The organism is Streptomyces aureocirculatus, from assembly GCF_000720475.1.
GTDB lineage: Bacteria > Actinomycetota > Actinomycetes > Streptomycetales > Streptomycetaceae > Streptomyces > Streptomyces aureocirculatus.
Map to the genome: position 1 here is coordinate 118338 of NZ_JOAP01000004.1, position 23960 is coordinate 142297.

General features: G+C 71.2%; 23 protein-coding genes and 2 pseudogenes. 16 read left to right on the plus strand and 9 right to left on the minus strand.

Annotated elements, in window-relative coordinates:
• Positions 1-192: 192 nt before the first annotated feature.
• Positions 193-585, minus strand: a complete 393-nt coding sequence (locus IG78_RS0104895) for a hypothetical protein (protein WP_030559971.1) — start codon at positions 583-585, stop codon at positions 193-195.
• 170 nt (positions 586-755) lie between these two features.
• Between IG78_RS0104895 and IG78_RS0104900 the strand changes: the two genes are divergently transcribed.
• Both IG78_RS0104900 and IG78_RS0104905 read left to right on the plus strand, forming a co-directional pair.
• On the plus strand, positions 756-1955 hold the full coding sequence (locus tag IG78_RS0104900) for an AAA family ATPase (protein WP_030559972.1): 1200 nt from the start codon (positions 756-758) through the stop codon (positions 1953-1955).
• Positions 1952-3559, plus strand: a complete 1608-nt coding sequence (locus tag IG78_RS0104905; protein ID WP_051852395.1) for a VWA domain-containing protein — start codon at positions 1952-1954, stop codon at positions 3557-3559. The genes IG78_RS0104900 and IG78_RS0104905 overlap by 4 nt, the downstream gene beginning before the upstream one ends.
• Before the next feature lie 85 nt (positions 3560-3644).
• Here IG78_RS0104905 and IG78_RS0104910 read toward each other — a convergent pair whose 3' ends face one another.
• Complete coding sequence (locus tag IG78_RS0104910) at positions 3645-3827, minus strand: hypothetical protein (protein WP_030559975.1); 183 nt, start codon at positions 3825-3827, stop codon at positions 3645-3647.
• Between the two features lie 403 nt (positions 3828-4230).
• On the opposite strand from IG78_RS0104910, the gene IG78_RS0104915 reads away from it, so the two are divergent.
• Positions 4231-5427, plus strand: coding sequence for a TolB family protein (locus IG78_RS0104915; protein ID WP_225881984.1), 1197 nt, complete (start codon positions 4231-4233; stop codon positions 5425-5427).
• A 164-nt stretch (positions 5428-5591) separates the two neighbouring features.
• A complete protein-coding gene (locus IG78_RS0104920) occupies positions 5592-6545 on the plus strand; it encodes a YihY/virulence factor BrkB family protein (protein ID WP_030559977.1) in 954 nt (317 codons plus the stop codon).
• Position 6546: 1 nt separating this feature from the next.
• Here IG78_RS0104920 and IG78_RS0104925 read toward each other — a convergent pair whose 3' ends face one another.
• Positions 6547-6786: a DUF3253 domain-containing protein gene (locus IG78_RS0104925; protein ID WP_030559979.1), complete on the minus strand. Its 240-nt coding sequence runs from the start codon at positions 6784-6786 to the stop codon at positions 6547-6549.
• 422 nt (positions 6787-7208) lie between these two features.
• Here IG78_RS0104925 and dapB point away from each other — a divergent pair.
• From dapB to IG78_RS0104945, 5 genes and pseudogenes are all read left to right on the plus strand, one after another.
• A pseudogene (gene dapB, locus IG78_RS41730) lies at positions 7209-7852 on the plus strand (4-hydroxy-tetrahydrodipicolinate reductase); the annotation flags it as partial.
• 57 nt (positions 7853-7909) lie between these two features.
• Positions 7910-8440 carry a hypothetical protein gene (locus tag IG78_RS52575; RefSeq protein WP_404827671.1) on the plus strand — a complete coding sequence of 177 codons (531 nt, stop codon included), beginning with the start codon at positions 7910-7912 and terminating at the stop codon, positions 8438-8440.
• A 240-nt stretch (positions 8441-8680) separates the two neighbouring features.
• Entirely contained in the window at positions 8681-9016 is a 336-nt protein-coding gene (locus tag IG78_RS0104935) for a hypothetical protein (RefSeq protein ID WP_030559980.1), read from the plus strand.
• 191 nt (positions 9017-9207) lie between these two features.
• Positions 9208-9960 carry an ANTAR domain-containing protein gene (locus IG78_RS0104940; protein WP_051852375.1) on the plus strand — a complete coding sequence of 251 codons (753 nt, stop codon included), beginning with the start codon at positions 9208-9210 and terminating at the stop codon, positions 9958-9960.
• 436 nt (positions 9961-10396) lie between these two features.
• Positions 10397-10666: a hypothetical protein gene (locus IG78_RS0104945; RefSeq protein WP_225881985.1), complete on the plus strand. Its 270-nt coding sequence runs from the start codon at positions 10397-10399 to the stop codon at positions 10664-10666.
• A gap of 172 nt (positions 10667-10838) precedes the next feature.
• Here the strand turns inward: IG78_RS0104945 and IG78_RS0104950 are convergent, their stop codons facing one another.
• The 4 genes from IG78_RS0104950 to IG78_RS0104965 all read right to left on the minus strand — a co-directional run bounded on the left by IG78_RS0104950 (position 10839) and on the right by IG78_RS0104965 (position 15065).
• Positions 10839-11573 carry a hypothetical protein gene (locus tag IG78_RS0104950; RefSeq protein ID WP_030559984.1) on the minus strand — a complete coding sequence of 245 codons (735 nt, stop codon included), beginning with the start codon at positions 11571-11573 and terminating at the stop codon, positions 10839-10841.
• A gap of 453 nt (positions 11574-12026) precedes the next feature.
• Positions 12027-13106, minus strand: coding sequence for a helix-turn-helix transcriptional regulator (locus tag IG78_RS0104955; RefSeq protein WP_225881986.1), 1080 nt, complete (start codon positions 13104-13106; stop codon positions 12027-12029).
• A gap of 29 nt (positions 13107-13135) precedes the next feature.
• A complete protein-coding gene (locus IG78_RS0104960) occupies positions 13136-14449 on the minus strand; it encodes a TolB family protein (RefSeq protein WP_030559987.1) in 1314 nt (437 codons plus the stop codon).
• Between the two features lie 175 nt (positions 14450-14624).
• Complete coding sequence (locus tag IG78_RS0104965) at positions 14625-15065, minus strand: DUF6336 family protein (protein ID WP_063760704.1); 441 nt, start codon at positions 15063-15065, stop codon at positions 14625-14627.
• A gap of 62 nt (positions 15066-15127) precedes the next feature.
• On the opposite strand from IG78_RS0104965, the gene IG78_RS0104970 reads away from it, so the two are divergent.
• Positions 15128-15721: a helix-turn-helix domain-containing protein gene (locus tag IG78_RS0104970; RefSeq protein WP_030559990.1), complete on the plus strand. Its 594-nt coding sequence runs from the start codon at positions 15128-15130 to the stop codon at positions 15719-15721.
• A gap of 61 nt (positions 15722-15782) precedes the next feature.
• Here the strand turns inward: IG78_RS0104970 and IG78_RS0104975 are convergent, their stop codons facing one another.
• Positions 15783-16529, minus strand: a complete 747-nt coding sequence (locus IG78_RS0104975; protein WP_030559991.1) for an SDR family NAD(P)-dependent oxidoreductase — start codon at positions 16527-16529, stop codon at positions 15783-15785.
• 103 nt (positions 16530-16632) lie between these two features.
• Between IG78_RS0104975 and IG78_RS0104980 the strand changes: the two genes are divergently transcribed.
• Entirely contained in the window at positions 16633-17229 is a 597-nt protein-coding gene (locus IG78_RS0104980; protein ID WP_030559992.1) for a TetR/AcrR family transcriptional regulator, read from the plus strand.
• Positions 17230-17748: 519 nt separating this feature from the next.
• Here IG78_RS0104980 and IG78_RS0104985 read toward each other — a convergent pair.
• The gene (locus IG78_RS0104985; RefSeq protein ID WP_030559993.1) at positions 17749-18705 is read right to left on the minus strand and encodes an NAD(P)-dependent alcohol dehydrogenase; all 957 of its coding nucleotides are present in this window, start codon (positions 18703-18705) and stop codon (positions 17749-17751) included.
• A 115-nt stretch (positions 18706-18820) separates the two neighbouring features.
• Between IG78_RS0104985 and IG78_RS0104990 the strand changes: the two genes are divergently transcribed.
• The 5 genes and pseudogenes from IG78_RS0104990 to IG78_RS0105015 all read left to right on the plus strand — a co-directional run bounded on the left by IG78_RS0104990 (position 18821) and on the right by IG78_RS0105015 (position 23869).
• Positions 18821-19495: a TetR/AcrR family transcriptional regulator gene (locus IG78_RS0104990; protein ID WP_030559995.1), complete on the plus strand. Its 675-nt coding sequence runs from the start codon at positions 18821-18823 to the stop codon at positions 19493-19495.
• 225 nt (positions 19496-19720) lie between these two features.
• Positions 19721-20575, plus strand: a complete 855-nt coding sequence (locus IG78_RS0104995; protein ID WP_051852376.1) for a response regulator transcription factor — start codon at positions 19721-19723, stop codon at positions 20573-20575.
• 1 nt (position 20576) lies between these two features.
• Positions 20577-21810: pseudogene (locus IG78_RS41735) on the plus strand (histidine kinase dimerization/phospho-acceptor domain-containing protein).
• A gap of 306 nt (positions 21811-22116) precedes the next feature.
• Positions 22117-22779 (plus strand): D-alanyl-D-alanine carboxypeptidase family protein, encoded by a 663-nt coding sequence (locus tag IG78_RS0105010; RefSeq protein ID WP_037685116.1) that lies wholly within the window; start codon positions 22117-22119, stop codon positions 22777-22779.
• A 229-nt stretch (positions 22780-23008) separates the two neighbouring features.
• Positions 23009-23869, plus strand: a complete 861-nt coding sequence (locus tag IG78_RS0105015; RefSeq protein ID WP_030559998.1) for an endonuclease/exonuclease/phosphatase family protein — start codon at positions 23009-23011, stop codon at positions 23867-23869.
• Positions 23870-23960: the final 91 nt, after the last annotated feature.

Here is a 23960-nt window from a genome sequence, read left to right on the forward strand (position 1 = left end):
AGTCGATATCGGGCCCGCACCGCGCGAACCCGTAGGTGTCGTCCTCGTCCGCAGCCACTGCACAGCAAAAAAGCCCACGCCACCGCGTGGGCAGAACTGCGAACCACGACATCCACGAACGACGCTACACCGGGACAGGACTCACCACCAGAGAGCAACTGTCATTCCGTTTACGGACCGCTCGCGGTGCGGTCAGGGCGCGCACGCCCTGGTGACCTTCCCGGCCGCTCGTACGATCGGAGTCAGATCGGGAGTCCTGTCACCGTCGTTGACGGCGTCCTCCACATTGTTCACGGCCTCCTCCATGTCGTCGACGGCCGCAATCACGTCCTTGTCGCTCTGCTTGTCCCGGATTTCACCGAGGTTGTCCCTTATATGGTCGAATGCCTTGTCGTCCTCGTTCGGGTACAGCACCGCGTCCTGCGCGGCCTTCCTGAGTAACCCGACGCTGTCGGACGCCGCATCGGCCGCACGGACACAGTCCACCGCGTCGCCGGGATCACACCCCGCGAGCCCCACCCCCACGGGGGCGACGAGGAGGGCAGAGACTAGGGCGACAGTGATATGCCGGTGACGTGCGGTCATGCGAAGGTCCCTTCCGAGCGCAGGCGCGCGAGCGCGCAGGCATACGAGCGTGCGGCACACTGGCACACCCGCCTCTAAGAACGCCTGGTTCAGGTGGCAAGGTTGTCGCCCTCTGCTGAACGTGCTGGTGCAAGCCAATCTTTGACCGGAAGCCGCCCTTGGAGCTGAGCATGGACGCGCAAGACCCGCAGGACACGGCCAAGAGGCTGCGGGCGATCTGCGGCGAGTTGTCGGACCGCTTCTACGAGCGGGACGACGTGGTGCGCACGCTCCTCGCCACGCTGCTCGCGGGACAGCACTCGCTGGTGCTCGGCCCGCCGGGAACAGCCAAGTCCGAGCTGGCCCGGGAGCTCACGGGCAGAGTCGATGGGGCGTCCTACTGGGAGATCCTCCTGTCGAAGTTCACCGCGCCGACGAGGATGTTCGGACCCATCGACGTCGCCGCGCTGGCCCGCGGCGAGTACCGCCAGGTGTACGACGGCCGTGCCACGACCGCGCACATCGCGTTCATCGACGAGATCTTCAAGTGCTCCACGGCGGCGCTCAACGAGACGCTCGGCTACCTCAACGAGCGGATCTATCACCCCGAGAGCGGTGGCGAGCCCATCCGCTGCCCCCTCATCGGGGCCATCACGGCGAGCAACGAACTGCCCAGCGGGGACGACACGGCCGCGATCTACGACCGGCTCCTCGTACGGATCGAGGTCGGGTACCTGGAGGACCCCTCGAACTTCGCCGCGCTGGTCCGCTCCGCCGTCAGGCGCCCGGCGGCTTCGGCGCGGACCACGGTCGGCCTTGCCGCGTTGCAGCACGCCGTGGCCGGAAGCGTCCCGGCCGTGGAGGTCCCCGACGGGATCGTGGACGCGGTGTGCACGCTGCGGGCGGCCCTGCGCCGCAAGGAACTCGTCGCCTCCGACCGCCGTTGGCGGCAGGCGGTGGGCCTGCTCCAGGCGGCCGCGTACCTGGACGGCCGCCCGGCGGTGGCCGAGACCGACCTGTCGGTGCTGACCCATGTGCTGTGGGACTCCCCCGCCCAGCGCCCCGCCGTCGAGCGCGAGGTGCTGCACCTGGTCAATCCCGACGCCAAGGAGGCGCTCGACCTGGCCGACACCATCGAGGACATCGAGGCCCAACTCGACGCCATGGCCGGGCAGTCCCGCGAGGCGCTGAGCGAGTGGGTCATCAAGAAGGCCCACAACAAACTCGCCATGGCGGGCAAGCGTCTGGAGAAACTCCGCGAGGAAGCGGCCGTCGCGGGCCGGTCCACCGCCACCATCGACCGGGTCACCGGCCGCCAGCGGGCTGTCCGTGCGCGCGTCCTCACCGAGGCCCTCGGCATGGACGCGAGCACGGTGCAGGCCCAGTTCTGAACGGCGGGGAGGACTCCGGATCGACCACCACGGCCGTCGTCGCGGACCGGTTCGACCGGATCACGTGGCGCGACACGTACGAGCAGTCGGCCGGACTGCGCGAGCTGGCCGCGGAGTTGGAGGGGCGTCGCGAGGGGCTGGCGGGGCGTGAGAAGGAGTTGGCGGGGCGTGAAGAGGGGTTGGCGGGGCGTGACGTCTGCGCCACCGACCTTCTGGCCGACGCGTTTCTGGCCGCGTACAAGGTCAGCCCTCGGTTGCGCGAACGGGCGGAGATGGACCCTCGCCGACTGGTGAACCACCAGATCATCGCCGCCTTGCTGGATTCGCCGGAGTTCGAGGACCTGCGCCGGGAGACGGTCGGCGACCCGTACGCCGCCGCCATGGCCGTACTCGCCCAGGCCACCGCGCTGCGCCGCATCCTCGGTCGCCTGCGGGACGCCGGGGAACAGGCCGAGCAGGCGCGACGAGCCCAGCAGGACGGCGAGAGCGCGTCGGCCGCCGAGGCCGCCGCACAGCAGAACGCCGAGGCAGCCGAGACCGCCACGCAGCAGGACGGCGAGGCCACCGAGACCGCCGCGCAGCACGCCGCCCAGGACGCGGCGCGACAAGCCGCCCAGGACGCCACGCACGCCCTCGCCGCCGCGGCCCCCGGCATCGGTGCCACCGTACGGAACGCCGTGGCGAAGGCCTCGCGAGCCGCGCGGGAGGAGGCCGCGCTGATGCGGGCGTGGGGCGTCGGTCCCGGCGAGCTGGAGCGGATGCCGTTCGACGAACGTGCCCGGCTCGCCGAGCGGCTGCGCACCAGCCGACTCGCACAGTGGGCGGAGCTGATCGGCCGCTTCCGGCAGATGGCCGGCGGCGAGCGGGCCCGGAAGGTGGAGAACACCACCGGGGAGCTTGTCGGCGTCACGCTCGGCGATGACCTCTCCCGCGTCATCCCCTCCGAGCTGGCCAACCTCGGCCTGCCCGAGCTGCGTGCGGTGTTCGCCGCGCGCTACGCCGCAGGGGAGCTGATGCTGTACGACAGTCAGGGCGAGCAGGCCACCGGGCGGGGCGCCGTCATCGCATGCGTCGACACCTCGCACTCCATGTACATGGAGGGGCCCGGCGGCATCACCCGGGAGGCGTGGGCCAAGGCGTGCGCCCTGGCCCTGCTCGACCAGGCCCGGCACGCGGGACGTGACTTCGTCGGCATCCTGTTCTCCGCCGCCGACAAGCTCCAGGTCTTCCGCTTCCCGGCAGGACCGCCCGCGGACATCGCCCAGGTGCTCGACTTCGCGGAAACCTTCCTGGGCGGCGGCACCAGCTACCAGACCCCTCTCACAGTGGCCGCCGAGCTGCTCAAGGAGGAGTTCAACGACGCCGCCCGCACGCGCGGCGACATCGTGATGCTCACCGACGACGAGTGCGGCGTCACCGAAGAGTGGATGCGGGACTGGAACGACGCCAAACGCCTCCTGGGCTTCCGCGTCTTCGGCGTGGCCATCGGCGCCCCGCCCGCCGCCGAGGCGGGCTCCGTCCTCGACGCCCTGTCCGACAACCTCCGCTCCATCGAGGACCTCACCGACCCCCACGCAGCCGCCGACCTGTTCCGCGTGATCTGACACCGAGCGTTCGGCCAAGCGTGAACGGTGCGGCGAGCGGGCGCCACGACCATGTCGCTGTCGCCGAGCAGTGACGTGGGCCCCGTCAGCCGAAGCTCTGGATGTGTTGGGCGTGATCGTCCAAGATCGGGAGAACCTCATCGGCCGGACCGGACGGCAACTGGCACAGCACCTCAGTGATGCCGAGCCGACGAAGGTGTTCCAGTTTTCCCTCGGTCGGAAGGGTGCCCGAAGGAACGACCCGCAGCGTGGACGGATCGCGGTCCATGGCGGCGAAGCGCTCCCGCAGGGCAGGTAGGAAACGAACTCCCCCTCGAAGCCCGCGGTTTCCGGCTGCCGGAGTGTACGCATCGCAGCCATACCAATGTGCATGGGTTCCCTGCTTCCCATGGGGGGCAGGAACAGGGGATGTGGCCCCAGCTCCACCGAGGAATACCCATGGTGGCCGTCACGGGTTCGCCAGGCCACCCTCTTCACGAGCTCGGCCACGTCATCCCGCACGAATGTCGCCTGCACATGCGTTGACCCATGACGTACTCCGCGCTTTCATCGCGTGAGTCCTCCGCACAGACGGTGCCGGAGCGTTACTGGGTACGAGGCCATGAGGGATGACTGCGGTCTTCCTCGGCCGAAGGGGGAGCTGCCTGATGAGACCTTCACCGCGCGTTTCCGTGACCGTCGCTTTGGCGGCCGCCCTCACCTGTCTCACCTGTACCGCGGGGGCGGCGAGCGAGGACCGGGCCCCGCGCACCGAGCGGATCAGCGTGGCGCCCGACGGCACCGGCGGCAACCACCACTCGGTGGATCCGTCCGTCAGCGCGGACGGACGCGTCGTCGCCTTCATGTCGTCGGCGACCAATCTGATGCCCGGAACCGACGTGCCCACCAGCGTCTTCTACCGGACGGCTGCCGGCGCGCCCCTCAAGCGCGTGGTGGTACCGGGCGAGTCGACGATGTTGCCCAGGGTGTCCGATTCGGGCCGCCACCTGACGTTCACCTCGTACTCGGCCGCAACCCAGAAGTACTCCGTCCATGTGATGAACCTGCGTACCGGACGGGTCGACCCTGTGGCGCCCGCGCTGGAGGACGGCTACCGCGCGAACTACGGCGCGGCCCCGCTCAGCGCGGACGGACGGTACGTCGCCTTCGTGGCCGAAACCGCCGCCGACGAGAACGGGACGTCCCACTGCCGGGTCATGCTCCTGGACCGCCGGACGCAGCGGCTGTGGCGGGCCGGTCCGCCCACGGACCGCGACTGCCAGGACATCTCCATGAGCGCCGACGGCCGCAAGGTGGCCTACCGGGTCGGCTACTCGGGGCCCTCCGACGGCGACGCGGCGGACATCCTGGTGTACGACCGCGTGACCGGGAGGACCGTGCAGGCCGATGTCACGTACAACGGGGCGCCTGCCGACAGGTCGGCGCTCTCTCCGGTGCTGAGCGCCGACGGATCCAAGGTCGGCTTCGACTCGGTGGCCACGAACCTGGTCCCGGGCACCGACCCCAACGGGGACTCCGGCACGTCCTGGAACGCCTTCGTCCGCGACCTGCGCACCGGCACGCTCCAGCGGTACGACGGCCGCTCCCCCACCGATCTCACCCTGGTGTCGGATCTGTCGGCGGACGGTTCGAAACTGCTCCTCAACACGGCCGACGCGGACCGCAGGACGCTGGGCCTCGTCCTGCGCGAGCCGCGCACCGGCCACGAGGAGCTGCTCTCTCCGGGGCAGGACGGCAAGCCCGTCACCGTGGGCCGCGCGGCACTGAGCACCGACGGGTCGACGGCCGTCTTCGACTCCTACCACCCCCACCTGGTCCCCGACGACAAAAACCTGATCGGAGACGTCTTCGTACGCACCCTGCGCTGAGCCCCGCCCTTCCGGTGGCACCACCCGGCACGCCGCCACCGTGCCCGGCCCCGGCCTGCTCGCCGATCGCGCTGATGCGGGATTGCGGTGGCAGCGCCGGGGCACCGGGCACTGGTACGCAGGAACTTCCTGTCGGCGGGCAACGGACACATCGGGAGTCAGGGATGGGCACGGCGACGGCGGTTCCCGAGACGCGGGACATGGAGGGCGAGGAACTCTCCGGCGACGAGGCATTCGTAGCACTGCGTCGCTACGGGGGCTGGAGGCTGCTGCACGACGCCTTCGTGCGGTTCCGCTACGCCGACGGGTTCAGCCACTCCCGGGCGCTGGCGCTGCAGACGGTCCTCGCGCTCGTGCCGCTCGCGATCGTGTTCGTCGGCCTGTCGAGCGTGCTGCACACTCAGGATGTCGGCAGGTTCGCCGAGGAGGTCATCCACCGCATGGCACAAGGGCCGAGCGCCGATGTCGTCGACGAGGCGCTGGCCCGCAGCCGCCGTACCGCGGACGGTGGCACGCAGGTCGCTCTCTGGTTCGGGCTCGTGTTCTCCCTGTCCAACGTCACCACGGCGATGTGCCAGATCGAGCGTGGTGCCAACCGGATCTACGGCAACGAACGCGACCGGCCCTTCCTCCGGAAGTACCTGCGCGGTCTGGCCATGGCCGCCACCGCGGGTCTGCCTCTGGGCCTGGGCTTCGTCGTGATGGTGGCGGGCCGTGACCTGGCGGCCGCGGCGGTGACGGTCTTCGGTGTCGGGCACGAAGTGAGCGCCGTGTTCGGTGTGGTGCGCTGGCCGCTGGGCTTCGTGCTGGCGCTCGTCTCGGCGAGCATCATCTTCCGGCGCTCGCCCCGGCGGCGCCAGCCGGGCTACACGTGGCTGGCGTTCGGCGCAGCGGTCTACCTCCTGCTGTGGACAGCCCTGACCGGCCTGCTGAGCCTCTACCTCTCGCTCAGCGGCTCCTTCGACACCGTTTACGGACCGCTCAGCGCCTTCATGTCCTTGCTGCTGTGGGCCTATCTGACCTCGATCGCCCTGTTCCTGGGCCTGGCCTTCGCGGCCCAACTGGAGGCGGCCCGGGCACGGCAGCCCGGTCCCGTCAAGGCCGACCCGGGTGTCTGACTCAGCGGGCGCGGCGGATGCGGATCGGGCCGCGTGCCTCTGTCGGCTCCACCGGGTGGCCGCCCTGGGTGATCTCCACCTCGCCGGCCGCGACCAGGCGCCGGGCCGCGCTGCGGGCCGGTTCCATGAGGGCGCGCCAGCCGTCGTCGTCCCCTGAGTACACCGCACGCGCGGCGTCGGAGGGGCAGATCGTCGCGGCCGGGCCACGGTGCTCCAGCAACTCCAGGATGGCTCGCTCCAAGCGCCGATCCTTCTGCTGTTCGCCGTCCTTCTGCCGTTCGCCGTCCGTCTGCTGTTCGCCGTCCGTCTGCCGTTCGCCGTCCGTCTGCTGCTCGCCGTCCATCACATCGCCAGTGTCACACCGGTGCGCCTGTGTCTCATCCTCATCCTCATCCTGTGATCAGACTTGACGTCCGGGACGCCCCGGGCCCTGCCTCGCCCGGCCCGGCGGCCCTCGGCTCTGGGCGGCCGCGGCGGCCGCTCCGAGGACTTCTCGCGCTTTGACAAACGACCTCAGGAATCAGCCGCATCCCGGGAGACGTCGGGGGATCTGGACCGGCGGCGGGAAGGTTCCCGACGGCCGTCGGTCTGCGGTGGTGCTGCCGATCGGCAGGTCTCTACCGACGGGCGCATGCCCCAGGGACAGCCGTCGGAAGGAGCAGCATGGGCGCCATCCGAGTGGGAGTGATCGGCGCGACCGGCCGGATGGGCCGCGAGGTGGTCGAAGCCGTCGAGGCCGCCGGCGACCTCGAACTGGTGGCGGCCCTGGGTCGCACCGACCAGTTGCGCTGCCTCACCCGGGCCGGTGTCGAGGTCGCCGTCGAGCTGACCCATCCTGACGGGGTCATGGATCACCTGGAGTTCTGCGTAGGCCAGGGCATCCACGGGGTGGTCGGTACCACCGGCTGGACCGACGAGCGGCTTGACACCCTGAGAGGCTGGCTCGCGAACTCTCCGGGACAGGCATGGTCGTCGGTCCGCTCTCCTTCGGCGCGATGCTGACCATGCGTTTCGCACGGTACGCGGCTCAATGGTTCGATTCCGTCGGGGTCGTCGAGAAGCACCACCCCGACAAGGTCGACGCCCCGAGCGGGGCCGCCGTGCGCACGGCCCGGATCGTCGCCGAAGCTCGTCGTGGGGCAGGCAGGGCCGTACAACCGGACGCCACCACCACCGCGCTGTCCGGCGCTCGTGGCGCGAACGTCGAAGGTGTTCCGGTGCACGCCGTGCGGGCGCGTGGGCTCGTGGCCCACCAGGAGGTCGTTTTCGGGGGCGCGGGCGAGACGCTCACGATCCGGCACGACTCCAGCGGCAGCGGTCTGCGCCTGCGCGCCGCCGGTCTGCATCCGCTGCGCAGCGGCGCCATCACACCGTACGCCCCGACCGGACACCGGCACGCCGCCGAGGTCACCGACTTCTTGCAGCGGAAGCGAGCCGGCTCGGTCGGCTCCCTGAGCATGTCCGCGTACGGCGTCCCCACCGTGCGGGGCCTGCTCGCCAGTCTCTACGTGTTCACCGACCGGGCCGTCGACCGGCGTGAACACCGCACCACTGCGGCACGCACGTCCCGGCCACGTCCCTCTGCTGACCCCGCTGGCACGCAACTCGGCAGGCCAGGAAGTCAACACCGCCGCGTTCGGGCCGCCGCGGCTGTCGCCGGTGCCGTCGGCGCCGCGGCGCTGGTGCTCGTCACCGACGTCAGCCACCTGTTCCAGCGGCACACCCTGTACGTGCGGCGGGCGCCCCAGGGCTTCCGGGGCATCGGCCGCTCCGCGCAGGCGCCCGTGGAGTTCCTCCGCTCCGGCGACGGCCGGCTCATCGGCTCCCAGGCCCATCTGGAATACCGGGCCGACGGGCGGGAGATCCTGCGGGGCTTCACGCAGTGCTACCAGTAGATGCACACCACCGGGGGCAACCATGCGCTCCAGGCAGGCTCATGCGTCAAGTCACCTACAGGTGCCGCACCGGGCACCCGAGCACCATCTCGGTACCCCACTCGAGTGAGTCCCGATTGGTGCGCATCACCTCGGGAATGCCCTGTCCGGTGAGGTGACGAAGACGGGGTGACGAAAACCGGACGGGCCTTGCCTACAGCAACCGGACGGGCCTTCCCCACAGCAAGGAGACAGCACCCGATGTCGCAGACTTCTACGCGAATCCGCAGGACCGGCCTGGCCGTTGGAGCCGCACTGCTCCTGTTCGGCTCCATGGCCTTCAGCCCGCAGGCGGCTCCGGGCGAGTTCGAGTACCTCAGGGCGGACAACAACCGCCCGGACACCATCTCCGACCCGTCGGCGGGCTGTAAGTCCATCCCCGGCGGGGCGGCCAACGCCAGCAACCGCACGGGTTTCACCGCTACCGTCTACAAGTCCCTCGGCTGCGGCTCCGGGAAGATCCAGGACATCGACGCCAACGGCGGGACCTGGAACGGCGCTCCGCTGACGGTCGCTCAGTCGGTGAAGTTCAGTTGAGACGCCGGTGACCGGGCGCCGACGCTCGCCGCCAACCGCTCACGGCATGATCGGGGCCGCCCCGGGCGGTGAAGAGTAACCTGCCGGTACGGAACGTGGCTGTCTTCGTGAGCAGGTCCGTATTTCCCCGTACCCCCCGCCCCTTGCGGTCCCGCGCTCCGTGACCCCGGCGTCACATCGAGGAGTGAGGGATGAGCAGGGAAGAGAAGATCTCCGCAACCTTCGTGGAGCTCGCCGACACCTTGGTGGACGGCTTCGACGTCACCGACTTCCTGCAGCAGCTCACCGCCCGCTGCCGCAGCATCCTCGCTGTCGCCGAAGCCGCGGTCCTCCTCGCTCGTCCCGAAGCCCCGCTGTACAACCCGGTGCCCTGCGACTCCTCTCCCACTCTCGCCGCGGTGCTCGAAGCCGCCCTGCGCGAAGGCCCCGCAGTTGACGCGCACCACACCTGCGCCGCCGTCGCCCCCGGCGACCTCGCCCGAGCGCCCGACGCCTGGCGGGGCTTCACCGCGCAGGCTGCGGGCGCCGGCTACACCTACGCCCCTGCCGTGCCCCTGCGGCTGCGCGAGGACGCCCTCGGCAGCCTGCTGCTCCTGCGCACCGGCCGGAGCCCGCTGCCCGCCGCCGATCTCGCGCTGGCTCAGGCGTTCGCCGAAGCGGCCACCATAGGCCTGCACCACGCCCGCGCCCTCCGGCTGGCCGACACCCTCAACGAACAGCTCCAAGCCGCCCTGCACAGCCGCATCCTCATCGAACAGGCCAAGGGATTCCTCGCCGCCCGCCACGGCATCTCACCCGACAACGCCTTCGACACCCTGCGCCGCCACGCACGCCGTCGCCGCCTGCCGCTGACCACCGTCGCCCAAGAGGTCATCGACATCCCGGACCTTCCCCGGCCGCCGTCCGTCGCCCGTCACACGGACCAGGGCACACCGGCCGAGTGATCCGAGGCCTCCGGTCGACGCAAGTCGGGTGCTCCGCCGCGGCGCGGACGGCGGGCCCGCCGGGTGGCGGACGCCGCGTACGCCGACCGAGGAGGACAGCTACGCGGAATGCCTCACTCCGGGGCTGCTCGACGACCTGCTGGACCGCGCCCGGAATCCGCCGCGCACCTGGCGGGAGCTGCGTGTTCGGCAGGTCTCAGCGGCTCGCGTCCAGCAACCGCGGCTGCCGGGCAGTGCCCACGCCGGCCGGGGCGCTTCGCAGACTCTCATCGGCGCGCGTCACCACCGTGTCGCTCCGGGGGGCACGGGTACTCGCCCGCCGCTCCCGGCAGCCGCCGGGGCGGAATTCGATTATCAGGAGAACGCGATGACCGCTGCTTCGCCAGCCGGCTACCCGGAATCCGGCGGTTCGCAGGCCACTGCGTCAGGGGCCGCCGTGTCACAGACCGCCGCGCCCTTCGCGCATCGCGTGGAAGAGACCAAGCCCGCCTTCAAGACCACGGAACTCTTCGTCTACCTGGCGTCCGTCGTCGCCGTCATCGTCGCGTCGGCGGCCGTGGGCAACGGAGGCGAGGGCGCCGACCGGTTCGCGGCCGATCAGGCGTGGCTGTACGTCACCCTGCTGACCATCGGTTATCTGATCAGCCGGGGCCTGGCCAAGTCCGGAGTCCGTGGGCCCGCGGACAACGGCACCCGCCAACGGTAGATCCCTGGGCGTCTCCAGCACAGCGGCGCACGCGCCACTCCGCCTCCGGCCTGTTCGGCAAGGCCGGAGGCGGTCCCGGCTTCTCCCGCGCCGCGGTCGAAAGAAGCAGCAGAGGACGCGGCGAGCGTGCGTGCCAGACGCCGCGACGCCGCGCCGACCCGTCGGACACGCCCTAGCCCTCCCGCAGACGGACCGTCGCGCGTCCTGACGCCGGATCACGTTCCAGCATCACGTAGCGGCTGAGGACGGCGAGGGCGACGAGGCAGCCACTCATCTCGAAGCCCTCCTCCACTATCGTTCCCAGCATGAGCGAGGTGCTGTGGCCGTTCGCGTGCGACCAGCCGTTGATCGCCTCGATCACCAGCGCTCCGCCCAGATATACGGCGAGGGCGCCGAGCAGCCCGTACCGCAGGTCCCGCGGAAGCTTGCGCGCCCACAGCACCGCGCACACGGTGCCCACGACCGCGAGGACCGCACCGGGCAGCACCCAGGCGTGCGTGGGCAGTGAGCCCCCGGCCCACTCCTTCCACGACTTGCCGACCTCGCCGAGGCGCTCGTGCAGCGAGACCGTCTCATCGATGCTGAGCAGCGCGGTCGCGGCGGCGAGCCCCAGCCAGGACAGCTTCCCGGGGCGCACGTCGCGCCCGCTGAGCAGCGCGGCGATCAGTGCCATGCCCGTCACGGCCAGCAGCAGCGTGCTGTTCCACCAGGTGGCCAGGTTGGCCTCGACGTCGACGTTGACCAACTCGCGGACGGTCGGTATGGGGTCGTAGTGGTTGTAGGCGCGCGTGGCGAGGTCGGCGACGAGTAACGCCGCGGTGGCGCCCGCGGCGATCCACAGGACGCGGTGGGCCCGGGGTCTCGGGCGCTCGACCACGCGTTGGTCGTGGGTTTGCATGTCGGTCATGTGTACGGAGGCTAGCGTCTTGGGCAGAGGCCGAAGCTCCCGGGGCACCACGTGGGGTGCGCCTCCGGGAGTTGACGGAAACGCCGGTGCGGGTCGCCGTCAGCCTGGTGTCAGCGGGGGCGGGCAGCATCTGGCGCCGTCATGCCCGCGTCCGGGCGGGCCGAGCCCGGGGCCCGGTCCGCCGGGCGGGCTCGATCCCCCAGGGTTGGAGAACTCGATGCTGAGGTTCCGTCAACCCCGCCCGCACGCGGCCGCCCCGACCCTGTACCTCGTCGTCCTGGCCCTGGTGTCGGCCCTCCTGACGGTCGGTCGCCGCGTACCTACCTGGCGCCGCCACGAGGAATCACGAGGAATCATGAGGAATAGGGGACCCTCGTCCTGGTTACTCAGGTTACGACGGGTTCGGCAGTGAGCCCGCCCCCCGCTCTCTGCCTCGCGGCAGGAGCGGGGTCGTCACGTGAGTGCGGTGGAGAGTTCGTCCCGTCCGGCGGCACCGGTCTTGCGCAGGACCGATTTGATGTGGTCGTTGACGGTGTGCGCCGACAGGCGCAGTTGACGGGCGATCTGTTTGGGTGCGGTGCCCTCGCACAGGTGGTGGACGACTTCGCGTTCGCGGGTGGTGATGCCGTACCAGTCGCAGAACGACGGCAGCAGATGCTCGCGCGCCGGTGCGTGCAGTACGACGGCCACGTCACCCTCGCCACCTTCGCCCGCGCCCGCGCCCGCGCCCGCGCCCTCAAGTAATTGCGCGTGACAGCCGATCCAGGTTCCGTAGGAGGCGGCTGGGCCGATGAGCAGCGGTGGACCGGCGCTGTGGCCGCGGCCGTGGGCGCGGGCGTGACTGGCCAGGCCCGCCAGGAACGGGGGCCCGGCCCACTCCGGAACACCGCAGGTGCGTAACCGCTCGTGCCAGGCGCCGGCCTGCGGGGTGCCCGCGCGGATGCCCCCGTCGGGGCCCACGATCACGACGCCTGGCGGTGGCGCGGGGGCGGCCGGGGTGAGGGGGCCGCTGATGACGTACGCGCGCAGGAACTCCCGTACGACCGGTCCGAGACGGGCGGCGCGGCGGATGTCGTCCCCGTCGAAGGTCCGGCCTCCTTGGGAGCGCAGCAGCCCGAGGAGCCCCCAGACGCCGCCGCGCGCGTCGCGGAGCAGCACCCGCAGTTCGCAGCCCACGCCGAGGGCCGCCGGCGCAGGGTGGGGTGACGCCGGGGGCGGCTCAGTGGCAGCGGAGGCCCGTACCACGCCGACGGGAAGAGGCAGCCGAGCCAGCAGGTGCGCGGGAAGTGGGTCCTGTCCGGCGTAGAAGCGGTGCATCAGGGCCTGTCCGAGGCCGGGTTCGACTTGGTGCCAGAAGCTGAAGGCGGGGATCCCGAGGCCCACGGCGGGGCTGGTGGCGATCAGGATCGACGCGTCGTGCGGCACGATCGGCGCGATCCACCGTGAGAGCACGGCGGCCAGCTCGTCGACGCCGGCTTTCTCGCGCACGGCTGCGAAGAGTTCCCGCCCCGGCCGGTCCGTCCGTCCTGCCACACGAGCAGTGTGTCCCATGCGGGTGCCGGTCAGCAAAGGTGCCGGAGGTAGATGTCGGTGATGCGCTCCGGGTGGCGGGGTACGAGGTTCGTGGCGTCCGACTCGAAGGCCACCTGGCATCCGCCCCACGCGGGGGCGGCGTCGTCCGCCTGGTGGTCGGGGAAGCCGCCGTCCGCGGCCACACTGACCCGCTGGGTCGCCGTGGGGCCCTGCTGCCGCAGATCGCGCAGATAGACCGCGGGCCGGCAGTCCGGCTCGGCGGTGGCACAGGCGCCCGTGGTGTACGCGACGTGCCGCCCGTCGGGGCTGATACGCGGTGACCTCGCCGCTTTGTCGAGCGGGCCCCCGTCGGGCGCCGTGCCGGCGAGCACGGTGCGGCCGGTGGTCAGGTCGTGGACGAAGACCTCCCACAGCACGCGGGGGTGGGTGGCGGGCTTTCCGTCCCGGTTGGTCACGTACGCGATGAAGCGCCCGTCCGCGCTGAGGGACGGCTGCCCGTACCAGCGGCTGACCGGCTGTGGGTCGCCGGGCGTGTGGTTGACGACGGCCAGCTTGCCCGTGCGGCGGTCCCGGACGTACACGGCACTGGCCACGCTCACCCTGCTGTCGTCATAGACGCGGAAGGCCACGTGCCGTCCGTCCGCGCTGAGCGAGACACTGCTCAACAGCGGCCCCGGGGCGAGGGGTTCACTGATGAGCTCCGTGGTGCCGCGCTCGCGGTCGCGCAGGTGGAGCATGGCCCGGGAGAAGGGCGGCTCGGGGATGTCGGCGTAACCGAAGAAGGCTGCGTAGCGGCCGTCCCCGCTGAGTGCGGCGACGCTCGACCGCTGGAAGGGCACGCCGTCCGGGCCGATGCCGATGGACTCGGTGTGCCCCGACCGCAGATCACGTACGTACGCGTAGCTGCCGCCGGGCGGGCGTTCGCCGGGCGCCAGGGCGGGGTCGCCGGAGTCGAAACCGACGGTGCCGCCGTCCCCGCTCAGTGCCGCGTTCCAGGAACCGTCCGTGCTCTGGCGTCCGTCGTCGCTCACCCCGGCACGGGTCAGGGTGCCGGAGCTAAGGTCGCGGACGAACACGTCACCGGTGTTGTTGGTGTCGCCGGGCACCAGGTTGGACGCCTCGGAGTTGAAAGCGGCGTACCGGCCGTCGAAGCTGACCCTGGCGGAGATGGAGCGGCTGTCGCCCCGCGTGCCGTCCGCGGCCGTGCTGACGAGGTCCGTTCGCGGGAGGGGGAGATGCGGGCGGGTGGGCGGCGGTGGTGCCGCGCCGAGCAAGGAAAGGACTGATGACAGCACTGCGGACAGTGTCACGGCTGCCACGACGGTGCGTCTGCGCGTGACCATACATATCCCCTTCGCCGATGCACGATGCCGATGCCGATGCCGATGCCGACAGGAGCCTTCCGCCACCACCCGCGAGGGCGGTGGCGGGGCCCTTCGACGCAACCGCATCGCCGGGACGCACGCAAGGGAGCTTTGCGCCTGCCGCCGGTCGTCTGCGCGTCCCTTGGTGGCGCGTTCAGCTTCCGTACAGCCAACTGCCGGGAGCCGCGCCGTCCACCAGGTGGTAGAGGCCGAAGGAACCGGGGAACAGGAGCAGTCCGAGCATGCCGATGCGGACGCAGGTGGGCGCGACGACGGCGAAGCCCTCGCTCTGGCCGCTGATCGTGCGCAGATCGCGCCAGCGCCGTACATCGCTGTCGCACGCCGACCAGAAGTAGAGGCCGGTCAGGAGCAGGGCACCGCCGCCGAGGAGGCCGGACCCGCTCACCGCCGCGAGGAACGTCTGGCGTTCGTCGCGATCGGCTACGAAGAGCATGCCGAGCACCGCCACGGCATTGGCGGCCGCTCCGTACAGCGCGCCGCGCAGCACCACGTCCTTGAACCGCAGCCGGGGCAGCAGCACACCTTCCTCGTCCCTGGCACGCGGCGACGGCTCCGGCCGCGCAGGAGAAGTCATGGGCGGAAGGGTATGCGAACGCCGCCGAGCGGAATTTGCCGGGCGAGCATAGGGTGCTGCCCATGACGCAAGGCCCCGACGAGCTCGACAGCCTCGTACGCAAACGCATCCGCGCGCTGCGCGTGGCCCAGGGCTGGTCCCTGGAGGAGCTGGCCGTGCGCGCCGGGCTCAGCCAGTCCACGCTCAGCCGCATCGAGAACGGACAGCGCCGCCTGGCCCTCGACCAGCTCGTGACCCTCGCGCGCGCCCTGGACACCACCCTCGACCAGCTCGTCGAGACCGCAGCCGACGACGTCGTCTCCCACCCGATGATCGACGCGGCCCACGGCCTGATGCGCTGGCCCGTCAAGGCGGAGCCCGGCATGACCGTCGTACGGCAGCGCATGACCGATCCGCCGCCCGACGACCCCTCGCGCATGCGCGCCCACCCCGGCCGCGAATGGCTCGTCGTCCTCTCCGGCACCGCCACCCTGCTCCTGGGCAACCGGCGTCTGCGCGTCGAGACCGACCAGGCGGCCGAGTTCCCCACGATGCTCCCCCACGCCATCGGCGCCGAGGGCGGACCGTGCGAGATCCTCGGCATCTTCGACCGCGACGCCCGGCGCGGCCACCAGCGCGGCGAGGAGGCCGGAAGAGACGCTTCCGGGACGACCTGACGCCGAGCAGGCAGCGCTCGCGCCTCCGCGCGGCTCGTCCCGGCGGTGCTGCGCGGTCGCGCTAAGCGCCGTATCCGCCGTCGATCCTCAGCACGGCGCCGGTGACGTAGGAGGCCTGCGGGCTGGCGAGGAAGACCACGCCTGCGGCGATCTCCTCCGGCCTGCCGTACCGCCCCATCGCCGTTGTCGGAAGGAACATGGGTGCGGCCGGGCCGTCGGCGGGGTTCATCTCGGTGTCGACGAACCCGGACTGGATGACGTTGACCGTGATGCCCCGGTGGGCCAGATCGCGGGCGGCGCCGCGGCTGTAGCCCTCGAGGGCCGACTTGGTGCCCGCGTAGTCGGTCATCCCGGGGAAGCCCACCCGTGTTCCTACACCCGAGCTGATACTGATGATCCGCCCGCCGTCGGGCAGCAGCGGGAACGCCGCTCGGACCGCGGCCACCACACTGGTGTAGTTGATGGCGAGCTGGCGGTCGAAGGCGGACTCGTCGGCCAGCTCGCTGTCGATCGGGCCACCGACGGTGACGCCCGCGTTGTTGACCAGAATGTCCAGCTTTCCGAACTGCTGGACCACGCTGTGGATCAGGCCCGCCGCCTGCGCCGCGTCCGACTGGTCCGCCTGGAAGGCCGCCGCACGCACCCCCTTCGCCTCCAGGTCGGCGACCACGGCCTTGGCCTGATCCGCCGAGGACGAGTAGCTGATCGCGACGTCGGCTCCCTCGTCGGCCAGCGCCAGCGCCGACGCCGCCCCGATCCCCCGCGACCCGCCGGTCACGATCGCCACCTTGTTGTCCAGCTTTCCCATGCGCTTCCCACTTCCCTGTGTGCAACGTGCCCTGGAGTTCTTGACCGTGCGGTCCACCATAAGCATGGTGGACCGCACGGTCAAGAACTCGTATCCTGTTCGCATGGCACGTCCGCGATCGTTCGACGAGAAGCAGGTACTGAACGCCGTCCGTGATCAATTCTGGGACGCCGGTTACGCCGCGACCTCGCTGGAAGACCTGATGCGGGTCAGCGGCCTGGGCAAAGGCAGCCTGTACGCGGCGTTCGGCGACAAGCGTCAGCTCTTCCTCCGGGCGCTGCGCAGTTACACCGACGACAGCCATGGCCATCTTCGAAAAGCCCTCGCCGAGGCTCCACGGGCCCTGGACGCACTACGCATGCTCCTAGAGGCACCGGTCGACGACCCGACCGGCGCCGGCACGCGGCGTGGCTGCCTGCTGGCCAACAGCACCTGCGAACTCGGTAACGCCGATCCGGAAGTCCTCGCCCACGCCCACCGCACCTACGAGACGTCCACCGCGCTGATCGCTGACTGCGTCGCCCGCGCCCAGGGTGAGGGCGACCTGGCCGGAGCGGATCCGATCGCGCTGGCTCGGGCCCTCCTGGCCGCGCAACAAGGGATCCTGTTCATGGGCCGGACCGGGCTGGACACGGCCACACTCACTGCCACAGCACGATCACTCGCGGCTCAACTCCTGCCGGACCACTCCGGCGACTGAACCGGCAGGCACCAACGGACCGTTCGCACCAAGCCTTGCCAGCCATGGGGAATCGCCGACCCGATGGGGCACGTTGATTGCGAACACCGGACCTCGGCGTTCTCGACTGGCGTGGCTTTCGCGGAATCGTGCTGATGGACGGGACAGCTCTGTTGATCGTGTAACCCCGTAGACCCGTTGACGAAGACCGGCCCGCGTGGCCTGACGAGGAACGACCGCGGCTTGCGCCGCGGCCAGGCGCGTCGGTGGCGTGGTCCCCACGCGTGACGACGCCGAGGCGACAGACATCGCTTCCATCCGTCGGGTAGGCGGCTCAAGAACGGCGATGGCAACGCCACCGTCGAGTCGCCCCTGACGGTCACCGGCGTCACCGGCAACGCGCCCTCCGACCTGGCCGTCACGGTCGACATCCGCCACACCTTCCACGGCGGCCTCAAGGTCGAGCTCGTCGCCACCTCCGGGGCCGGGCGCACCCCAGGGAGGCGACTCACGCTCGTGGACGCGTGGGTCGGCACCCGCTCACACGATCCGGACGACGTGCTTGCCGCGCACGCCACCTGCTTCCAGAGCCCGGTGGGCGTCGGCGACGCGGTCGAGAGGGTGGACGGTGTCCACGACGGGGACGAGGTCGCCGTGCTCCGCGTAGCGGGTGATCTCGGTCAGCAGATCGGTTCGGGGGTTGCCGCTGAAGGCGCGTATGCGTCTGCTCCCGTGGACGGTCGAGGCGAGGACCGTGGCGAGACTCGCGAGTGGCTCGGCGGGGTCGGGGGCGATGGCGACCATGCGCCCGCCGGGTGCCAGCAGGCGGCGGAGGGCGGACAGTTGTGTGCCTGCGGTGTCCATGATGACGTCGAAGCGGCCCAGTTCGGAGAGGGCAGTCGTGCGGTGGTCCAGTGCTTCGTCGGCACCCAGGCCACGTACGAAGTCGAGGTTCCCGCCGCCCGCGAGCGCGACGGCACGGGCGCCGAGGAGCTTGCCGACCTGCACCGCGACGCTGCCCACGCCTCCGCTGCCCCCGCGCACCAGGAGGCGTTCACCGGCCTTGAGGGCGGCCTTCTCGCGCAGCGCCGTCACCGCCGTGGTCCCGCCCGCGAGCAGCGAGACGGCCTGTACCGGGGTGAGGTTCTCCGGGGCCGGGGCGACCCGGCGGCGATCTACGGCTACGTACTCGGCCATGCTCCCCGTCCTGCGGCCCAGCAGCCCCCACACCCGGTCCCCCATCCGTACTCCGGTGCCCGGCGAACCCGCTTCGGCGACCTCCCCGACGAAGTCGATCCCAGTCGCCCGGGGGAAACGGCGACCGGTCACCAGGCGCAGTTCCCCCGCCCTGTCGAGCAGTTCGCCGCCGTTCACGCCGACGGCGTGCACCCGCACAAGGACCTGCTCGGGGGTACGGGTCGGGGTCGGCCGCCTCCCCACGTAGAGGACCTCCGGAGGGCCGTAGCGGTCGAAGAGGGCCGCGCGCATGTCGCTCATGGTTCCGTCCCGGATCGTGTCGTCGAGCTGCGGAGGCGCTGTGTGCGCCCGCTGATACGTTGACGCTAAGCCGGTAAGTGGATGACACCGTCCGTTCGACGTGAAGTGAGAGACATTGCCCGACCAGCCGTCTCACAAGCCGTCCGGGCACGTCGGCGATGTGCCCGGCGACGAAGCTCCCGCGGTCCTGCGCGCCGATGCCCGGCGCAACAGGGAACGCGTCCTCGAAGCCGCGCGCGAGGTGTTCGCCGCCCAGGGCGTGGACGCCCCGATCAGTGCCGTCGCCCGCCGCGCCGGTGTCGGCGTGGCGACCCTCTACCGCCGCTTCCCCACCCGCACCGCGTTGGTCACCGCCGCCTACGCCGAGCAGCTCGACCTGTGCGCTGCCGCCTTCGACGAGGCGCTGGCCGACCCTGATCCCGGGCGTGGCCTGTACACGCTTCTGGAGAAGGTGTGCGCCACCCAGGCGGTCGACCGCGGCTTCGCCCCCGTGTTCATGGACCGGTTCACCGACTCCCTCGCCCACGACCCCGAACGTGCCTGCGCCGAGGAGAGGGTGGCGCACCTCGTCCGGCGCGCCCGCGAGAGCGGACAACTGCGCGCCGACTTCGACCAAGCCGACATCACCCTCCTGCTCGTGGCCAGCAGCGGCCTCGCCGGACAACCGCGGGACATCGCCCTCGCCGCCTCCCGGCGGCTTCTCGCCTCCTTCTTCCAGGCCTTCCAGACCCAGCTACCCGGCCCACTCCCGCCCCCGGCACGGTTGGAACCACCACGGAGGCCGTACTGAGCGCCGATACGCGGCTGATACACGGCTGAGCCCCTACGGAAGCACCGCTGCGCCCCGACGGAAACCGGCATCGCGCAAAGTGGCCCCGGTGCGTCGGCCCGGCACCATGTACGACGAGACGGCCCGCCCGTGCCGGGACACCCCGGCCGGAAGGCACCGGAGCCCCCGCAGGACTCCTGACGGCATGATGGAGGCCCCGCCACCCCCTCGAACAGGCCGGAGACGATGTCCCACTCAGCCCAAGGCGTCGGTGCCGGCGCTGCCGCTCCCGCGCCCGTCACGATTCTCCTCGTCGAGGACGACGAGGTGATCCGCAGGTCGGTCGCGATGGCCCTGGAGCGCTACGGCTACCGCGTCATCACGGCCGAAGACGGTCTGACCGGCCTCGAACTGTTCCGCGACGGACGGCACGACCTGCTGCTCCTGGACGTGATGCTGCCGGGGCTCGACGGCATCGGGCTCTGCCGCCGGATCCGGGAGACCGGCACGGACCCGATCCTGGTGATGTCGGCGCGTGGTGACGCGCTGGACGTCGTCTCCGGCCTGGAGGCGGGTGCCGACGACTATGTGGTCAAACCGGTCGACACGGCCGTGCTCGTCGCCCGGATCCGTTCACTGCTGCGGCGGGCCACCTTCACACCGGCAGCGGCAGCCACAGCCGCAGCCACGGGCCGACCAGTCGGGCCGAGCCGACCGGGTCAGTCGGACTCCACGGCCCGCCTCGCCCCGCCCGCCGAGACCGACCAGTCCAGCCAGCCCGGCCGCTCCGGCCAGCCCCGCGAAGCCCCGCAGCCTGCCCGGCTCGTCTTCGGGGAGCTGGCCATCGACACCGGCGGCCTGGAAGTGACCCTGTCCGGCGAGCGGGTCGCGCTGGCCCCCACCGAGCTGCGGCTGCTCCTGGAGTTCGCGGCGAACCCCGGCATCGTCCTGGACCGGCAGACCCTGTTGCGCAACGTGTGGGACTACGGCTGGGACGGCGACACCCGCGTCGTCGACCTGTGCGTGCAGCGGCTGCGGAAGAAGATCGGGGCCGAGCGGATCGAGACGGTCCGCGGCTTCGGCTACAAGCTGCGCCGCTGACATGGAATCCGTACGAGGCCTGCTCCACTGGCGTTCGCTGCGTTGGCGTATCGCCCTGCTCGTCGCCGTCGCGTGCGGCGCCATGGCGCTGACCGTCGGCCTGCTCGTGCACCGCAGCACGTACGAGCGGTCCGTGAACGACGGCGCGGCCAAGGCGTACTCCGTCCTGGAGACCGCCCTCGACCCGGCCGGCCCCGACGACGCGAGCGGCCTCGTCCACAACCCCGAGGAGATGCCGTCGGGCCTGGTACGGGAGGTGCGGACCCGCGGGGAGGCCCATGTCTTCGACGAGAGCAACCGGTACCGGCCAAGGATGTGGGCCGGGCGGAAGCTGCCCGACGGCCAACTGGTGGCGGTGTCCGTCGACATGACTCCCGACCAGCTCAGCCGTGCCGCCCTCGACCGGCACATGTGGAAGTACTCCCTGCTCGTCCTCGCCGTCGTCGTGCCCCTGTCGGCCCTCGCCGCCGAGCTGCCCAACCGGAAGCTGCGGCGCGTGGCCCGGACCGCCCGGCGCATCGAGGCGGGCGACCTGGCCGCCAGGACGGGGATGCGCGGCCGGGCCGGTGACGAGATCGCCGAGATCTCGGGCACCGTGGACTCGATGGCCGACAGCCTGCGGGACCGGCTCCTGAACGAACAGCGGTTCACCGCCGATGTCGCGCACGAGCTGCGCACCCCGCTCATGGGTCTGGTGACCTCCGCCGAACTGCTCCCTGAGAGCGAGGCCACCGACCTGGTCAGGGACCGGGTTCGGGTCCTTCGTACCCTCGTCGAGGACCTCCTGGAGATCTCCCGCCTCGACGCGGGCGTGGAACACGCCGAGCTACGGCCCGTGGCCCTCGTGGACTTCGTCGCGGAGTCACTCGCCCGCACCGGTCTGGAAGCACGGCTATCGGTCCGCGGCGCGCCCGTCGTGACCGACACCGACCCGCGCCGCCTCGAACGGATCCTCGCCAACCTGATCGTCAACGCACCGGCACGGCCGCCCGCCGGTCGACGTCGGCGTCGACGGCACGACGGTCGTCGTACGCGACCACGGCTCCGGCTTCCCGGACAGCCTCCTGACGGAAGGGCCGCAGCGCTTCCGCACCGGCTCGGCCGAGCGTGGGCGCGGCCACGGTCTGGGGCTGACCGTGGCCGCGGGCCAGGCGCAGGTCATCGGCGCGTCGCTGAGCTTCTCCAACGCCGCCGACGGCGGAGCCGTCGCCACGCTCCGGCTGCCTTCGAGCTGAGGGCTACCTTCGAGCTGAAGGCTGCCTTCGAGCTGAGGGCTGCCTTCGAGCTGAAGGCTGCTCGGGCCGATGGTTGCCTTCGGCCCGATCGTTGCCTTCGACCCGATCGTTGCCTTCGAGCTGATCGTTGCCGTAGAGCCGATACACGACGGATGACCGGCCGAGCGGTGCCGGACCCACGGCGACGAGCTCGCGGAGATCTCTCGCGGCCAAGGTGGTCGACGTGCGAACGCCGCACGTCAACCACCTTGGAAGGGCCGCCCCATGTGCCTTGTCCGCGTTCCTGGCTCGCGTGGTCCCCGCCAAGTGAGACCAGCCCTCCTCGCCGTCGGCGCCATGGTCCTGATCATCGTGGTCGTCCTCGGCACCTCTCTCATGCCCAGTGGCGACAACTCGACCACCGCCGGGTCGGTGAACCCCTCCACCCGGTCGCTGCCCTGGCCCGAAGAGGGCCAGTCGAGCGTCCTGGTCGAAGGCATCGGCGCCCGTGGTGATCTGGGCACGAAGGGCACACAGACACCGGTGCCCATCGCCAGTGTCACCAAGGTCATGACGGCGTACGTCATCCTCGGCGCTCATCCCCTGCGGGCGGGCGAGAGCGGCCCCGACCAGTTGAAGCTGGCACGGCAGGTCATGCGGAACAAGGTGTTCCGGTCCATCGTCGCGATGCCCGGCACGACCGCCCCCGACCGGCCCGGCCGCATCTCCAACTCCAACGCGCTCCTCGGCACGGACGGCGTCATCGGCGTCAAGACCGGCTCCAGCACCCCCGCGGGCGGCAACCTGATGTGGGCGGCCACCGCGCCCGACGGCAGCGGACGTGACCGTCTGGTCCTCGGCGTCGTGCTTCGTCAGGAGCCGGACACCAGCCCCCAGCAGGGCCTCCAGGCCGTCTTCACCAACAGCGGCGCGCTGATCAAGGGCGTGCGGCAGTGGCTCAGTACAACCACCGAACCCGGGAAGCGGTGAGGTCGCGGTGGCAACGACGCTCGGCACGCCTCCTGTACCACCGCCGCACTCTTCCGTGCCCGGCAGCGGCAGCGGCAGCGGCAGCGGCAGCGGCAGCGGCAGCGGCAGCGGCAGCGGCAGCGGCAGCGGCAGTATTGGCCCTGGCGGCGGTGCCGGCGCCAGCACCGGCAGGGGCGTCTGGCGACGCGGCCGGGTCGTCGCCGCCCTCGCGCTGCCCGCCACCTCGGTGATGTGGGCGCACCCCCACATCCCCAACCGGGTCGGTCACCTCGGCAGCCTCGTCGAGACCTTTCTGCCCTGGACGGGTCTCGCCGTGCCGCTCCTGCTGCTGTGCGCGCTGGTCCGCCGGTCGGCGACGGCCGCCGTGGCCGCCCTGCTGCCCGCGGTCACCTGGTGCTCACTGTTCGGCGGGACGCTCGTCGACAAGCGGACCGGCGGCGGAGACCTGACCGTCGTGACGCACAACGTCAACGAGCACAACGCACGCCCGGCGCGCACGGCGCGCGCCCTCGCCGCCTCCGGCGCGGATGTGGTGGCGCTCGAAGAGCTGGGCGGCACGGCGATACCGGAGTACGTCAGGACACTGGCCCGCACCCACCCGTACCACTCGGTACAGGGCACCGTCGGCCTGTGGAGCAGGTACCCGATCGCCGATGCCCGGCCGGTCGACATATCGCCCTGGGTGCGCGCCATGCGCACCACTGTCCGCACGCCCAAGGGCCTGGTCGCCGTTTTCGTCGCCCACCTGATGTCGGTCCGCTTCACCGCCTCGTCCGGTTTCACCACCGATGCCCGTGACGCGGCGGCGCGTCGCCTCGGCACCGCGCTGAGTGCCGAGACACTTCCCCGCACCGTGCTCATGGGTGACTTCAACGGCACCTTCGAGGACCGGGCGCTGTCCTCCGTCACCACGCGGCTGCGCTCGGTCCAGGCCGAGGCGGGCGCCGGGTTCGGCTTCACCTGGCCCGCCTCGCTCCCCGTGGCGAGGATCGACCAGATCCTGGTGCGCGGCGTTGACCCGCGCTCGTCCTGGACACTGCCCGCCACCGACAGCGACCACCTGCCGGTGGCGGCCAGGCTGAAGCTGTGAACCCACCAGGCCCACCAAGCCCGCCGGGTCCGCAGTCCGTACGCGGACGCAAATGGCACGTTTGACGACGGATGTCGGGGCAAGCCGTACC